15 protein-coding genes and 1 other annotated feature are annotated in these 15,522 nt (G+C 38.3%); all 15 genes read right to left on the reverse strand.

Annotated elements, in window-relative coordinates:
- Positions 1-195 precede the first annotated feature (195 nt).
- The 15 genes from rpoD to L2716_RS09550 all read right to left on the reverse strand — a co-directional run bounded on the left by rpoD (position 196) and on the right by L2716_RS09550 (position 15,521).
- A complete protein-coding gene (rpoD, locus tag L2716_RS09480; RefSeq protein ID WP_236333986.1) occupies positions 196-1,320 on the reverse strand; it encodes an RNA polymerase sigma factor RpoD in 1,125 nt (374 codons plus the stop codon).
- 31 nt (positions 1,321-1,351) lie between these two features.
- Positions 1,352-3,166, reverse strand: coding sequence for a DNA primase (dnaG, locus tag L2716_RS09485; RefSeq protein ID WP_236333992.1), 1,815 nt, complete (start codon positions 3,164-3,166; stop codon positions 1,352-1,354).
- 50 nt (positions 3,167-3,216) lie between these two features.
- Positions 3,217-3,678, reverse strand: coding sequence for a YaiI/YqxD family protein (locus L2716_RS09490; protein WP_236333994.1), 462 nt, complete (start codon positions 3,676-3,678; stop codon positions 3,217-3,219).
- A gap of 375 nt (positions 3,679-4,053) precedes the next feature.
- Positions 4,054-4,872 carry a pyruvate, water dikinase regulatory protein gene (locus L2716_RS09495; RefSeq protein WP_236333996.1) on the reverse strand — a complete coding sequence of 273 codons (819 nt, stop codon included), beginning with the start codon at positions 4,870-4,872 and terminating at the stop codon, positions 4,054-4,056.
- A 29-nt stretch (positions 4,873-4,901) separates the two neighbouring features.
- A complete protein-coding gene (gene ccpN, locus L2716_RS09500) occupies positions 4,902-5,549 on the reverse strand; it encodes a transcriptional regulator CcpN (RefSeq protein WP_329610111.1) in 648 nt (215 codons plus the stop codon).
- Positions 5,550-5,721: 172 nt separating this feature from the next.
- The gene (gene glyS, locus L2716_RS09505) at positions 5,722-7,803 is read right to left on the reverse strand and encodes a glycine--tRNA ligase subunit beta (RefSeq protein ID WP_236333998.1); all 2,082 of its coding nucleotides are present in this window, start codon (positions 7,801-7,803) and stop codon (positions 5,722-5,724) included.
- Complete coding sequence (gene glyQ, locus L2716_RS09510; RefSeq protein WP_236334000.1) at positions 7,796-8,680, reverse strand: glycine--tRNA ligase subunit alpha; 885 nt, start codon at positions 8,678-8,680, stop codon at positions 7,796-7,798. The genes glyS and glyQ overlap by 8 nt, the downstream gene beginning before the upstream one ends.
- Positions 8,681-8,756: 76 nt before the next feature.
- Positions 8,757-8,936: a binding site (T-box leader), on the reverse strand.
- 50 nt (positions 8,937-8,986) lie between these two features.
- The gene (gene recO / locus L2716_RS09515) at positions 8,987-9,730 is read right to left on the reverse strand and encodes a DNA repair protein RecO (RefSeq protein WP_236334002.1); all 744 of its coding nucleotides are present in this window, start codon (positions 9,728-9,730) and stop codon (positions 8,987-8,989) included.
- Positions 9,731-9,763: 33 nt separating this feature from the next.
- Complete coding sequence (locus tag L2716_RS09520; RefSeq protein WP_236334004.1) at positions 9,764-9,913, reverse strand: YqzL family protein; 150 nt, start codon at positions 9,911-9,913, stop codon at positions 9,764-9,766.
- Positions 9,914-10,032: 119 nt separating this feature from the next.
- On the reverse strand, positions 10,033-10,941 hold the full coding sequence (gene era, locus L2716_RS09525; RefSeq protein WP_236334006.1) for a GTPase Era: 909 nt from the start codon (positions 10,939-10,941) through the stop codon (positions 10,033-10,035).
- Positions 10,934-11,332: a cytidine deaminase gene (locus L2716_RS09530; protein ID WP_236334008.1), complete on the reverse strand. Its 399-nt coding sequence runs from the start codon at positions 11,330-11,332 to the stop codon at positions 10,934-10,936. Before L2716_RS09530 ends, era begins: the two co-directional genes overlap by 8 nt.
- Before the next feature lie 10 nt (positions 11,333-11,342).
- Positions 11,343-11,702, reverse strand: coding sequence for a diacylglycerol kinase family protein (locus L2716_RS09535; RefSeq protein WP_236334010.1), 360 nt, complete (start codon positions 11,700-11,702; stop codon positions 11,343-11,345).
- Positions 11,699-12,172: an rRNA maturation RNase YbeY gene (gene ybeY, locus L2716_RS09540; protein ID WP_236334012.1), complete on the reverse strand. Its 474-nt coding sequence runs from the start codon at positions 12,170-12,172 to the stop codon at positions 11,699-11,701. Before ybeY ends, L2716_RS09535 begins: the two co-directional genes overlap by 4 nt.
- Complete coding sequence (locus L2716_RS09545) at positions 12,172-14,322, reverse strand: HD family phosphohydrolase (RefSeq protein ID WP_236334014.1); 2,151 nt, start codon at positions 14,320-14,322, stop codon at positions 12,172-12,174. Before L2716_RS09545 ends, ybeY begins: the two co-directional genes overlap by 1 nt.
- 236 nt (positions 14,323-14,558) lie before the next feature.
- Positions 14,559-15,521 carry a PhoH family protein gene (locus L2716_RS09550; RefSeq protein WP_236334016.1) on the reverse strand — a complete coding sequence of 321 codons (963 nt, stop codon included), beginning with the start codon at positions 15,519-15,521 and terminating at the stop codon, positions 14,559-14,561.
- Position 15,522: the final 1 nt, after the last annotated feature.

Here is a 15,522-nt window from a genome sequence, read left to right on the forward strand (position 1 = left end):
ACTGTTAAAAAAAGTGCGAAAATATCGTTTATTTTTTGTTAATATCCTAAATTTTTCCGAACTTGGTTTGCAAATGAAACAAAATATAAGTAAAATAAATAACAAGAAGCTGAAAATAGTTCTAAACAACCGTTCCAAAACTTTATAATCACATAAAAAAACACGGACCATAAATGATCCGTGTCTAAAGGTATACTATTCTAAGAAATCTTTTAACCGTTTGCTACGGCTTGGATGGCGAAGCTTACGAAGTGCTTTTGCTTCTATTTGACGAATTCGTTCACGGGTTACTCCGAACACTTTTCCTACTTCTTCAAGAGTGCGTGTTCGCCCGTCGTCTAATCCAAAGCGGAGTCGAAGAACATTCTCTTCTCGATCTGTTAATGTATCGAGTACATCTTCTAGCTGCTCTTTCAACAATTCATAAGCAGCTGCATCTGACGGCGCTAGAGCATCCTGGTCTTCGATGAAATCTCCAAGGTGTGAATCATCTTCTTCACCGATTGGCGTCTCAAGTGAAACGGGCTCTTGAGCAATTTTGAGAATTTCTCTAACCTTTTCTGGAGTAAGTTCCATTTCGTTTCCGATTTCTTCAGGAGTTGGTTCTCTACCGATATCTTGTAAAAGCTGTCGTTGTACACGAATAAGCTTATTAATCGTTTCAACCATGTGAACTGGAATACGAATTGTACGCGCTTGGTCAGCTATCGCACGAGTAATCGCCTGTCTAATCCACCATGTTGCATACGTACTGAATTTGTATCCTTTACGATAGTCAAATTTCTCTACCGCTTTAATTAATCCCATATTTCCTTCTTGAATCAAGTCTAAGAACAACATACCTCTACCTACATAACGCTTCGCAATACTGACTACGAGTCGTAAGTTAGCTTCAGCTAAACGACGTTTTGCTTCCTCATCACCTTGTTCGATCCTTTGAGCAAGACTTATTTCATCATCAGCGGATAATAAATCAACCCGACCAATTTCTTTCAAATACATACGGACTGGGTCATTGATTTTTACACCAGGAGGTACGCTTAAATCGTTTAAGTCAAACTCGTCATCCCCACTTTTAACTACCTCTTGAATGTTTGGGTCATCGCCTTCCTCATCTTCAACGATCTCAACACCTTGATCACCCAAATACTCATAAAATACATCCATTTGATCAGAATCTTGTTCAAATGGTGCAAGTTTATTAGTTATTTCATTATAAGTGAGAACGCCTCTTTTCTTTCCGAGTTCAACTAATTGTTCTTTTACTTGATCGATGGTCAATTCACCTTCCGCTTCTTGACGATTAGGTTTCTCAGCCATGCGATCCCCTCCTTCCATACTTCTAACTCTGTTACTGACTCTTTAATGCCTTCTTCAAGTTCACGATTTCCATCGCGATCCGTGCCGCTTCAACCATATCCTGCTCACGCTCTGCACGGTTCTTGTCTTTCTCTTTTTCTTGTATCTTAAGCAATTTAGGATATTTTTGAATTTGATGAACATAATCATATAATTCTTGATCTGAAATATCCTCATTGATCGTAAGCATTGCCAATTCTGTAACGACCTGTTTCAGTCGTTGATCATCCACTCTTTCTAGAAACAAACTAATATCAGGTGTGTGACCCTCAGCATAATAAGCATAGAGGTAGGCAGCAATCGCACTGTATTCATCAATGTTAAAAGCGCCACCAAGGAGTTCTTCGACCTTTTCTGCTATACTCACATCCTTTAGCATATGAGCTAATAATATTCGCTCCGCATTGTGGAATGCAGGTAAAAGGCGTGTAGATTGACCGATAAATTTCTTAGGGTTATTCTCCCTATTTCGACCAACATTATCCTTATTCCTCTTCTGATTTACAAATGCTTGATATTGTTGTTGCTTCAATGCATCTAAAGAGAGATTGAATTCCTCCGCTAACTGCCTTAAATAATGATCTCTTTCTACAGCTTTAGGGAGTTTTGCAATTTCATGTAATATCTCTTCGATATAGCGCATCCGTTCTCCTTCATCTTGAAGGTTTTTTCCTCTGCGCATGAATTGCATTTTAAATGCCATGACCGTTAAGCTTGCCCCTAATACATCCTGCTTAAAGCGTTCTCCGCCATAATTTTGGATATAGTCATCGGGGTCCAACCCTGGTGGCATTTGTGCGATCCTTACATTACAGTCCATTTTTTCAATATGTTCTGTAGCACGGAATGCAGCATTGATTCCAGCTTGATCAGAATCATAACAAATGACTACTGTATTAACATTTCGACTCAAAAGCTTCGCCTGATCTTGGGTTAATGAAGTCCCTAGGGTAGCTACCGCATTTGTGATGCCTGCCTTCCATGCTGCAATTACATCTACATAGCCTTCAAAGAGAATCGCCTTATCATCTTTTCTCATGTCTGGCCTTGCCATATGATACCCGTATAAAGTTTTACTTTTATGAAATATGCGTGTTTCGGGACTATTTAAGTATTTAGGTTCGCCATCCCCCATAATTCTTCCACCAAACGCAATGTTTTTCCCTTGTGTATCCCAAATAGGAAACATGATACGACTTCTGAACCGATCGTAGAATTTACGGTCAAATTCACGCTTAGCTAAAATGCCTGCTTCTTCCATCGTTTGAAGGGTAAAATTACGTTTTTGCAGAAAGGACGTCGCAAAATCCCATGATTCCGGAGCAAAACCGATTTGAAAATGGTCAATCATTTCATCGGTAAACCCTCGATTATATAGGTACTCTTTTGCTTTTTGCCCATATTCTGTATTTGTTAAACAATGATGATACAATCTGGCGAGTAATTCATGGCCTTCCTTCATGATTTCTTTTTCTTTTGTTGCATGATCATTTTGAGGTGAAGACGGTAATTGAGGTAGTTCAATATTCGTACGATCTGCTAAGTTCTTGATCGTCTCTATGAATGAAAAACCTTCAATTTCCATGAGAAAGGAAATTACGTTCCCACCCTTGCCACAGCCAAAACACCTATAGATCTGTTTTTCAGCAGATACAGAAAAGGATGGCGACTTCTCATCGTGGAAAGGGCAAAGCCCAAAGTAATTTCGTCCTTGCTTCTTAAGTTGGACATATTCTCCCACTATTTCTAAGATGTCATTTGATTTTTGAATCCGTTCAATTGTTTCTTCAGGAATACGAGTTCCCATTTTATCACCATTCTTTACTGATCTACCTTCTAAAAATCAAGATAAGGGAATTACTCTCCGATATCAGAGAATAATTGATTAAAGCTGTTACTAAACCTTTCCGCATCTTCTTCAGTAAATGGGGGTGGACCTTTCGTCCGATGTCCCGACCTTCGAAGTTTGCTTGAATAGTAACGAGATTGCAGCAATGATGGCATTTCTTCTTCACTGTAATGTTTCCCTCTAGGCGAGATCACATAAACCCCTTTTGATACGAGCAGGCTTGCTAAACCATGATCTTGAGTGATCACGACATTTCCCTTAATGGATTGGTTGACGATGTACATATCAACCGATTCAGGCTCTGCATCAACAAGGATCCACTCAGCATTTCGATATTGATCTGTGGCATGACTGTATGAAGCAATAAAAAAAACCTTGTACTCATAGAAATTCGAGATTTCAAGGATTGCCTTTTTTATTTGATTTGGACATGCATCTGCATCAACCAACACAATTCGAGTTTTCTTCATGTACTTGTATTTCTACATCCTCTCAATGATTCCTGCAAATTCATCAATGTTTTATATTTCAGAATATTGTCGTATTCTTAACCATAGTATGTCCAGAATAACAAGATTCATAACTTGTCTTCTAGGATTGCACACAATAGGATATTATAACGTATTTAGTTGTCATTGACCATTAAAAAGGGCTGCTTTTCTTTTTAATTCGACAAAAAATGCACATCTCCTTTATTTTAGGGTAGATATTTTTGTTTAACAAAAAATCTGCCTTTAATTGGTTCATATATTGATTTCGTCAACAAAATAGGAAAAGAAGGGGCTGACAACGTATTTTCTGTCAACCCCTTCAATTTATGTTGCTGTTATTTAATGTATGCTGAATTAATTTCTTTTTTTATGGATATTTAAAATATAATTTGCTGTTTCTTCCACAGCTTTGGTTGAGACATCTACCACTTTACAGTCTAATCGGTCAATGACATTATCAAAGTAGTTTAGTTCTTTTTTGATTCTGTCCATATTTGCGTAATTCGCATGATCATCTAGACCTAGAGCTTTTAATCTTTCCTTTCGAATATCATTTAGCTTTTCAGGACTAATTCTAAGACCATAGCATTTTGATTTCGAAACCTGAAACAATTCTTCTGGAGGCTCAACCTCAGGTACAATCGGAACATTCGCAACCTTAAGACGTTTCAAAGCAAGGTATTGAGAAAGTGGAGTTTTCGATGTTCTGGATACACCAACGAGTATAATATCTGCCTTCAAAATGCCTCTTGGATCTCTTCCATCATCATATTTAACGGCAAATTCTATCGCTTCTACTTTCCTGAAATACTCCTCATCAAGCTTATGAACAAGTCCAGGTTCATTCCTTGGTCCCTCTTTAAAGACAGATGCCATTTGGTTGATCATTGGTCCAACAATATCAACTGCTGGGACGCCTTCACTAGCTGCTTTTTCCATAAGATAGTCTTTTATTTCTGGTACAACTAACGTGTACCCAATGATGGCATGGTGATCCTTCGCTAATGCGACTACCTCATCAATTGTTGGTTTATCTTCAACGTATGGAACACGTCTAATTTCAATGTTTGTGGAGTTAAATTGACTAGATGCTGCTTTTACGACAAGCTCTGCAGTTTCGCCTACAGAGTCAGAAACTACATATACAATTGGACGTTGCTTTTGATCCGCCATAGCTACCTCCTTACTATTCAACTTAGTTATTATATGATGGCGTCTCCTGAGAAATCCACCAAAGCTTTTGTAATATTCGTCTTCGTAATTCTTCCAATTACTTCAAATGCATCCTCATCAGTTGAATTCTTAATAACTGGTAATGCATCAATTTGTTTATCAATGAGTTTCTCAGCTACTTCAACTAGCAAGTCTTCTTTAGAACAAACTGTGATGTTGGGCATTCTCGTCATAATAATACTAACAGGGATTGAATTTAAGTCTTGATTCCCCATACTTGCCCTGAGTAAGTCTTTTCTAGATAAAACACCAGCAAGCTTTGAGTGTTTATTTACAACAAACAATGTCCCTACATCTTCTAAGAACATCGTACAAATTGCATCGTATACCGTTGCATCTTCCTGAACGAGAACGGGCATAGATAAATACTCTTTCACTTGAATTTGTCGAATTTTTTCTGTTAATAGTTGTGCACTCGTTTTTCCAGTATAGAAATACCCTACTCTTGGACGTGCATCTAGATATCCTGACATTGTTAATATCGCAAGGTCTGGACGTAGTGTTGCTCTTGTTAGGTCTAAGCGGTCCGCAATCTGTTCACCAGTGATCGGTCCTAGATCCTTGACGATTTCTACAATCTTTTCTTGTCTCTTGTTAAGTTCTATTGGTAACACCACCTTATTGCCTATATGCTATACTCTTTAGGATACATTATATCCTATTTCGATGATCAATAGGAAATAAATCAGTTTGATTGTGTAATATTCATCCTATTAGTACAACATATATCGAAGAATGTGAAAACGAAGACCTCTTTGGTCTTCGTTCACTTAATTAGTTCAGGGATGTTCAGATTACTAATTGGTTGAAATCAGCAAAAGCTCTAATTACATTAGCCATTTGTTTCATTTGTGTTTGTCGATTGGCTCTTAAGTGATCTTCCTCGGCATTAACCATGGTATTTTCAAAATACTGATCAATTGCAGGTGGTAACTTCTTAAGCTTATTGTAAAGCATTTCTACATCATGACTCTGATGAATGCTTTGACACGCTTCATTTGCATCTAAATATAGTTCATAAAGCGCTTTTTCCTCGCTGTTTTCAAACAGTTCTGGTTGAACTTCTTCAGATGATTCAGATACATTTTTGGATATGTTAAGAATCCTTGTTAATGATTCATTCATTCCCTTAAATGATTCCTCTTGTAATGCATTTCCAAGAATTTCTGCACGTTTCACTAATAAATCTACCCGACCTATCTTTCCAGATAGTACCGCATCAATGACATCATAACGTACAGCTTGGTCCTGCAAGATGGTTTTCATTCGTATGTTGAAGAACTCAATCAGTTGGTGAAGGACCTTGTTTCGGTCATTTTTTAATTTTCCTGCTCGCTCATACTCATCTAATACTGCATTCAACAATTCTTCGACCGTTACTGGCCAACCTTTTTGCAATAGGATTTGTAATACTCCAGCAGCTTGTCGTCTTAGTGCATAAGGATCCTGTGAACCAGTTGGAATAATCCCAATACCAAAACATCCTACAATTGTGTCTAACTTATCTGAAACACTCAGTACCGAACCTACAACTGTTCCAGGTAAGTTGTCTCCAGAGTATCTTGGTTGATAATGCTCGTTAATAGCTGCAGCGATTAAATCATCTTCACCGAACATTTTCGCATACTTTTCACCCATAACACCTTGAAGTTCTGGGAATTCATAAACCATTTGAGTGACAAGATCGAACTTAGAAATGGTTGCAGCACGACGTATAGCCTCTTTCGACTCTTGATCAAGCTGTAATAAAGCACTTGTACGCTCTGCATGAGCACTAATGCGAGATACCTTATTTGCAATCGTTCCTAGTTCCTCATGAAAGACGATTGATTTAAGACGTTCTAAGTATGTGTCTATCGATTTCTTCTTGTCTTCATTATAAAAGAATTGTGCATCTTTAAGTCTTGCACGAAGAACTTTTTCATTTCCTTTCGCTACGTTTTGAAGGTTATTGTGATCTCCATTACGTACTGCCACGAAATAGGGTTGTAATTCTCCATCTTTATTCTGCACAGGGAAGTATCTCTGGTGCTCTCTCATGGAAGTGATTAAGACTTCAGATGGCAATTCAAGAAACTCTTCATCAAATTTTCCGTGCAGGGCAGTTGGGTACTCCACAAGATTATTTACTTCTTCTAACAAGCCATCATCTATTGGAATAATCCAACCTTCTTCTTCTTGAAGGTTATGCAGTTGATTTTGTATCGCTTCTTTTCGCTCATTTGAATCAGCAATGACAAATTGACCTAACAATTCGGTCGGATATTGTTCGGGGCTGTCAATTTCAATTTCTTCTCCTAGAAAACGATGTCCGAAAGTTTTGCGATCAGACTTTACTCCAGCTACTTCTAAATGCGGTACTTCTGATCCAAATAAGAATAAGATCCATTTAATTGGTCTTACAAATTTGAATTCTTGATCACTCCACCTCATGTTTTTCGGAAAATGAAGGTTTTGGATGACTTGATCTAGTTGAGGAAGTATTTCCATTGTTGAAACACCAGATGTATGCTTATTCGCAAATACATACTCAGTGTTTTTCACTTCTTTAAAATACATATCCTCCGGGCTTACCCCTTGCCCTCTAGCAAATCCAAGAGCAGCCTTCGACCAATTTCCGTTTTCGTCGAGGGCGATCTTTCGAGCCGGACCTCTAAGCTCTTCAGCTTTATCTTCTTGTTGTTCTGAAACCTCTGTTACTTTTACCGCCAAACGACGTGGTGTTGAATAGGGGATGACTTCACCAAATGGGACACGATTTTCGGTAAACCATCCAGCAATCTTATCAGAAAGTTGATACATTGCATCCGTAACAAATCTTGCCGGCATTTCTTCTAATCCAATTTCTAACAAGATATCTTGCTTACTCATGATTATTCGCCCCCTTTAGCATAGGAAATCCTAGTTGCTCTCTTTGTTCGTAATATGCTTTCGCACACTTCCTGGCGAGTTTCCTTACACGCCCGATATAACCTGTTCTTTCCGTTACTGAAATATCTCCTTTTGCATCCAATTGGTTGAATACGTGTGAACATTTCAGGACATAGTCATATCCTGGAAAGACAAGTTGCTCATCGATCGCACGTTCTGCTTCTTTTTCATAAATGTTAAACAAGTTAAATAGCATTTCTGAGTCAGACACTTCAAACGTATATTTAGAGTGCTCATACTCCGATTGGAAATAAAGGTCATGGTAGGTAATACCTGAATGCCATTCCAGATCAAAGACATTCTCCTTATCCTGTATGTAAGACGCAAGTCTCTCAATTCCATAAGTAATCTCGACAGAAACGGGTTTCGCTTCTAATCCCCCTACTTGCTGGAAATACGTAAACTGCGTGATTTCCATACCATCCAACCAAACTTCCCATCCCAATCCTGATGCAGATAGTGTTGGCGCTTCCCAGTTATCCTCAACAAAACGAATGTCATGCTCTAAAGGATCTATACCAATTTCCTTTAAACTTTCAAGGTATAGCTCTTGAATATTATCTGGTGATGGTTTCATGACTACTTGAAACTGATGGTGTTGATATAAACGATTTGGGTTTTCACCATAACGTCCATCAACAGGTCTTCTTGATGGTTCAACATACGCGACGTTCCATGGCTCAGGACCTATGCTCCGCAAAAAGGTCATCGGGTTCATAGTGCCTGCACCTTTCTCAACGTCATAGGCTTGCATGACAAAGCACCCTTGGTCTGACCAATAACGCTGTAATGTAAGAATCATGTCTTGTAAATTCATAACGCACCTCCGAATTTCATTTTTTCAGGTTTGATTTGGAAATAGAAAAAACTCTCGTTCCTATGTCCAAATCAGACATAGGGACGAGAGTTTACCCGCGGTTCCACCCTATTTGTCTTTAATCCGTCATGAATCAAAGACCACTTTATTAAAATGCTCCAGAGCGCCATTCCTTACTTCTCATTCCCTAGCTCACACGATCCTAGGGTCGCTATAAATGAGGGGCGTAAGTACTCCTCTCTATCAACGCATAAGTTTACGTATTGTTGAAAGTATCATAATCGTTTTCAAATTGTTTGTCAACTTCTACTCAAATGCTTGGATTTGATCTAAAAATCGTTTCGACTTTAAACGAATCCCTGAGTATTCATCTATATATGTTGTTAAAATTTGAGCGATCATCTCTTTCGTTTCCTTTTTTACTGATACATTTCCTAGTCGAGAAAGATCAATATGATAAAAAAGATTTAGAAGCCTAGCTGTTTGTGAGCTTAGTGCCACTGCTCTTTCATCTGAAAAGCGACATTGTCCGCATAAAAAACCACCTTCAGAAATCGAAAAGGAAAAATCACCTTCTTTACGTCCACAAAGTACACATCGATCAACTTGTGGTCCGATTCCGGCAAGCCTGAGCATTTTCATTTCAAAGATTGCCTTTAATACATCTGGGTCAATATCTTCCTCTAAATAAGTTAAAGAAAGGGATAGAAACTCAAATAATGCTGGGGAAGGTTTATGCTCATCCGTCACTTTATCAAGTAACTCTACCATGTATGCCGCATAAGCAGTTTTAATAATATCTTGTTTAATACCTCGAAACGTGTTGATGATTTCGCCTTGGCTTAGACTGCCTAGACCGCTTCCCTTTTGAATCAGAAAGTGAGCATGTGTGAAAAGTTGGGAAACAGAAGAGAGGCGACTTTTCGTTTTCTTCGCCCCTCTTGCCATCATACCCAATTTGCCAAAATCCTTTGTATAAACAGTCAATACTTTGTTCGATTCACCATAATCCGAAGTACGGATCACAATCGCTTCTGTTTTGATCAACATCTCCATCACCGCCAAATTTCAGTGTAGGAGTAATCAAAGCTCTGTTTCTATAAAATCGCTTTTCCTTTCTTCCACATTTAACAGGTTGTCCGATAACTCGTGGTCAGCCTCTAATTCCTTCCACAATAAATACGTATCAATGTCGCCTGTTTCGCAAAACAATTTCCAGGTAAAGTCCCTCATGGAATATCTCCACCTTTCGAAAGAAAAATTAGCAATCCTTAAGATTAGAATAACCTTGATTACACGATTTCATGTTATGGAATTTTTGACAATTTCACCGTTCCACCAATTCTAGTCCCTTAATAAGTATCTTCGCTAAATCCTAAATCCTTTAAGTTAAAGGGACGATTTCTCCAATCCTTTTGTACCTTCACCCAAAGTTCGAGATACACTTTCGACCCAAGAAGATGTTCGATATCCTGCCGAGCACGTGAACCGATCTTTTTAAGCATGCCGCCTTGCTTTCCAATCAAGATTCCTTTTTGTGATGAGCGTTCAACGACAATCGTCGCTTGGATATCAACCATGTTACCACTATCTCGTTGCTTCATCTGATCAATCACAACTGCAACAGAATGAGGCACTTCCTCATGTGTAAGATGGAGCACCTTCTCACGGATTAATTCAGCTACAACAAACCGCTCTGGGTGATCTGTTACTTGATCCGCAGGATAATACTGTGGTCCTTCTTCTAAGTAGTTCTTAATTTGATCCATCATTGTTGTCACGTTATTTCCATTCAATGCCGAAATCGGAATCACTTCCGCAAAATCAACCTTTTCACGGTACTGTTCAATGATAGGTAAAAGTTCATCAGGATGCACTTTGTCAATCTTATTTATGACTAAGAAGACTGGGCTATGGACATTTTGAAGTCGGTCCATAATAAATTGATCTCCTCGACCAAATCCTTCTTCAGCATTAATGACAAATAAAATGATGTCGACTTCATTGAGTGTATCTTGTGCGATCCTTGTCATGAAGTCCCCTAATTTATGTTTAGGTTTATGAATACCTGGTGTATCGATAAACACAACTTGTTCCTCGTTCGTTGTATACACACCATGAATCTTATTCCTAGTCGTCTGAGCCTTATCGCTCATAATAGCGATTTTCTGCCCAAGTATGTGATTGATTAATGTGGATTTTCCAACGTTCGGTCTTCCGATTATTGAAACAAACCCTGATTTAAAACCTTCTTTATTCATTTAAGTCCTCCGGAGAAAATGCACCAGGAAGCAATTCACTTACTTTAAGCTCCTGGAAATCACCATTTAAATTTGTTAAATAGACTGGCATAGATGGATCACAAAGCTCTGAAATCACTTGTCTACAAGCACCACAAGGCGGTACAGGTCGTTTCGTATCTGCAACAACTGCAATGGCTTTAAAAGCCGTATCGCCTTCAGAATACGCTTTAAAAAGAGCAGTACGTTCAGCGCAGTTACACAGACTATAGGCAGCGTTTTCAATATTCGACCCTCGATATACTTTACCATCCTTTGAAAGTAAAGCCGCTCCTACTTGGAAGTTCGAATAGGGAGTATATGCAAATTTGCGCGCTTCAATCGCTTCTTTTATCAAATCTTCTTTATTCAAATTATTCACCTCATACAATATATTCAATTAACGGTCCTGCAAATAGAAGGATACCTATTATAACAGCAATAACGCTGAAAATAAAGACAGAACCTGCTGCTAGATCTTTCGCTTGCTTCGCTAATGGATGGTAATCTTCAGTAATGAGATCAACCGTCCTTTCAACTGCCGAATTCATTAATTCTAAAGCAAGCATGATGCCAATTGTGAGGAGAAGTATGAACCACTTTGTTAAACTGAAGTTCAATAGGAATGCAAATGAAACCGTCAATATAGCGAAAACGATATGTATCTTAAAATTCCGTTCGTTTCTTCCTCCATCTATGACCCCTTCTATCGCATAGAGGAAGCTTTTCAAGATACTGATCATGACCGATTCAGACCATAGGATTCCAAAATGACATCTTGCCTTTCGAACATTACCTTTTCTTCTTTTTCATTCATATGATCATAACCTAATAAATGTAGGAAACCATGTACAGCTAGAAATCCTAACTCTCTGGAAAAAGAATGGTCATATTCTTCTGCTTGTTCCTTCGCTTTTTCAACAGATATGATGATATCACCTAATAGAACAGGGTTCTCATCACTCAAGAGTACTTCTTGCTCACCTTCTACTTCATCTTCTAAAGCAAAAGAAATGACATCTGTAGGTCGATCAATGTTTCTGTATTCTGCATTGATTTGTTGTATACGCTCATTCGACACAAATGTTACGGAAAGCTCTGATGTCTTTTCAAGCGCTTCTTCCTTTGCCGCATGAATAAGAAGCTTCTTGACCTCCTCAATCATACCCATATCAAGTTGTTCCGTTTCATCATGTACATCAATCGTTAACATTACGCTTGACTCACCTTCTTTTTGTGTATTTCCTCAGGGTACTCAATTCGAGAGTGGAACATCCCATTTAACGTTTCACAAATACTAATTGTTACTGTTTCAAGTTCCTTCAGTGTAATCGAGCATTCATTAAATTGTCCATCTTCCAATCTGTCGGCAATAATTTTTCGAACTAAGCTTTCAATCTTAGTTGGTGTCGGCTTTGGCATCGATCTTACCGCTGCCTCAACAGCATCAGAAATGCTAATAATCGCAATCTCTTTCGTTTGTGGTTTTGGTCCTGGGTAACGAAAATCTGATTCTTCAATTTGCTTATCAGATTGCTGCATCGCTTTATGATAGAAATACTTCAACAAGGTTGTACCATGATGTTGTTCAGCGATATCAACAATCTCTGTTGGAAGGTTATAGTTCCTTAACAGTTCGGCACCATCATACGGATGTGCAATTATGATTGTTTTACTTAACTGTGGCGATATTTTATCATGCGGATTTTCAATATTCATTTGATTCTCAATAAAAAAGTGAGGTCGCTTCGTTTTACCTAAGTCGTGATAATACGCCCCGACTCGAGCAAGCAAGCCATTTGCGCCAACCGCCTCACATGCTGATTCCGCTAAATTAGCCACAACAACACTATGATGGTATGTGCCAGGTGTTTCCATTAACAATTTTCTTAATAGCGGATGATTTGGATTTGACAGTTCTATTAATTTCATTGAAGTTAATATACCAAAGCCAGCTTCTAGAAATGGTAATAACCCCAATGTCAAAACTGCTGAAATGAAACCAGAAAGAAGCGCAAATGAAACTTGCCAAATAATGCTCCACTTATCAAACTGTCCGTTTGTGAGCGCTAAAGTCAATAGAACAACCGCTGCATTTATGATTGAAACGTAAAGACCCGTCTTTAAAATATTGGATTTTACATTCCTTTTCCCAAGAAATACGATTCCAGCTAGTGAGCTAATTAAAATGTAAGTACCGTACGTGAAATTAAACGGACTTGTCGTATTCTCGTTAAAAATTAAACTCCCACAAATTGCAAAAACAATACTCGATACAATGGCTGATTGTTCATCGATCAGCATTTTAATCATCATCGTACCTAACGCAACTGGCACGATGAAAGCGACACTTGGATAATAAATGCTTAACAAGCTGACAATTTTCATTAACACTAGCGTAAGCGAGAACATGAGTGTATAAATAATAATTTGAATGTTCTCCTTCTTCTTCTCACCGATCAAGTCTTTAAGGAAATAGATCAAAAAGGCAGTTAACAAGATAATGAGCATGCTCAAACCAATGTAAGGGTATGGTGAAATATTTTCTTTCAATAACCCAACTCGTTCTAATTCATAAAGGTCATCACTCGTAATGACAGAACCTTTTTCTACAATGATTTCGCCTTCTCTTATGAATACAGGCTCTACATTTTTAATTGCATCTTCACGTAATTGTTTAGTCGTTTCTGCATCAAACGTGTAGTTATACGTAATTGCACTGCTTGTGATATCAATGAGAGCTGGTTTAAGTCCCTCTGGTAAGGTAGACTGAACAATTTCTGGACCAACATCGTCCTTCTTATCATTGATCTGATCAACCGTAATCGGCTGATTCATAATGTTTTTCACTGTATTACTTGCTAGTTCTTTAGCAAATGCAATGTCAGAAGGCTCCGCCTTTATAATGGATTTAAGTGATTCATCTCTGATTTTGTTTGAGATTACATCAGGCAGACCTTCTTTTAATATCGAAATTTGATTCTCAATTTGCTTTTGATCATCAGGTACATCTTCATTTGATGTTTCGACATTCATTTTTTCAATACTCGTAAACAATTGATCAATGATGACAACTTGGTTAAGACCTCTTTCTTTATCAAGATAATATTTATCTTCAATAGACGAAACAGCTTCTTCAACCTTCGCTTTCGTTTCTTTCTCATTTTCTACCGCGAACGGCGCTTGTATGTCCTCTTCTGCAATTGCATTAAGCTCTAAGTCTATTTGCTCTGGAATGATATTACTGAGCATCGTAATGAACATGACGATCGAAAGGACGGCATAAAGAAGCATTCTGCTAATCTTACTATTTTCAATCCTATTCCATCTCGTCTTTATATCCTGAATGAGTTTTGGAGACATCCAACAACTCTCCTTCCGTTCTACACCATGCCCTTATTCTATCACGGAATGTTTAAAGTTGGGACAAGTAGAAAAGAAAATATTGTAAATGTTTTTGTGGGATTTTGTCGGAATTCATCGGTTAGTTGATAAGACATTCTAAGTCGTAAGGATGATTAGAAAAAAGAAGAAATGACCTGAATATCCATTCCTCATTCCATTCGTCGAGGTTCCATGAATTCCAGATCATTTCTTTATTAATCTTCTGTAATTTCATATGCATTAATAATTTTTTGTACGAGCGGGTGACGGACAACGTCGGATTGTTGCATGTACATCATTCGCACACCTTGAATGCCCTTTAAAATCTTCTGTGCAACACGTAAGCCTGATTCTTTTCCACGAGGTAAATCTACTTGCGTAATGTCACCTGTTATAATCATTTTAGATCCAAATCCTAAGCGGGTCAGGAACATCTTCATCTGTTCTGGTGTCGTATTTTGAGCTTCGTCAAGCAACACGAATGCTTCATCTAAAGTACGACCTCTCATATAGGCTAATGGTGCAATTTCAATCGTCCCTCGTTCAATCAGTCTTTCGGTATGCTCCAATCCAAACAAGTCATGCAGGGCATCGTATAAAGGACGTAAGTATGGATCTACTTTTTCCTTTAAATCTCCAGGAAGAAATCCAAGACTTTCACCAGCTTCTACAGCTGGACGAGTCAAGATGATTTTCTTAACTTTCCCTTCTTTCATTGCCTTAACTGCCATCACAACAGCTAAATATGTTTTCCCAGTTCCTGCGGGACCTATGCCGAAAACAAGGTCATTCTTTTTTATCGCATTAATGTAATGACGTTGGCCTAGCGTTTTTGCACGTATAGGCTTCCCCTTTACATTAGTCGTAATCTCTTCTTCAAATAATTGATCCAGTTCATCGAGTATACCTTCATGAGCCAGCTGGATGGCGTATATGACATCTCGATCGGTAATATTAATCCCTTTACGAATCAAAGATAATAACGCATTTAAGACATCTTCTACGAGCTGAGCAGTTGTGTGATCACCCGTTACAGCAACTCCGCCTCCACGTGTAACGATGTCCACATCAAGCGTCTGCTCAATAGTAGTAAGATGAGAGTCATTCGGACCAAACAGAGCAATACCCTCAGCTGGATTTTCTATTGTTAAATTCTTTAGATTTAAGCGATCAGACAAT

The sequence above is a fragment of the Pseudalkalibacillus berkeleyi genome (genome assembly GCF_021608225.1).
Classification (GTDB): domain Bacteria; phylum Bacillota; class Bacilli; order Bacillales; family Fictibacillaceae; genus Pseudalkalibacillus; species Pseudalkalibacillus berkeleyi.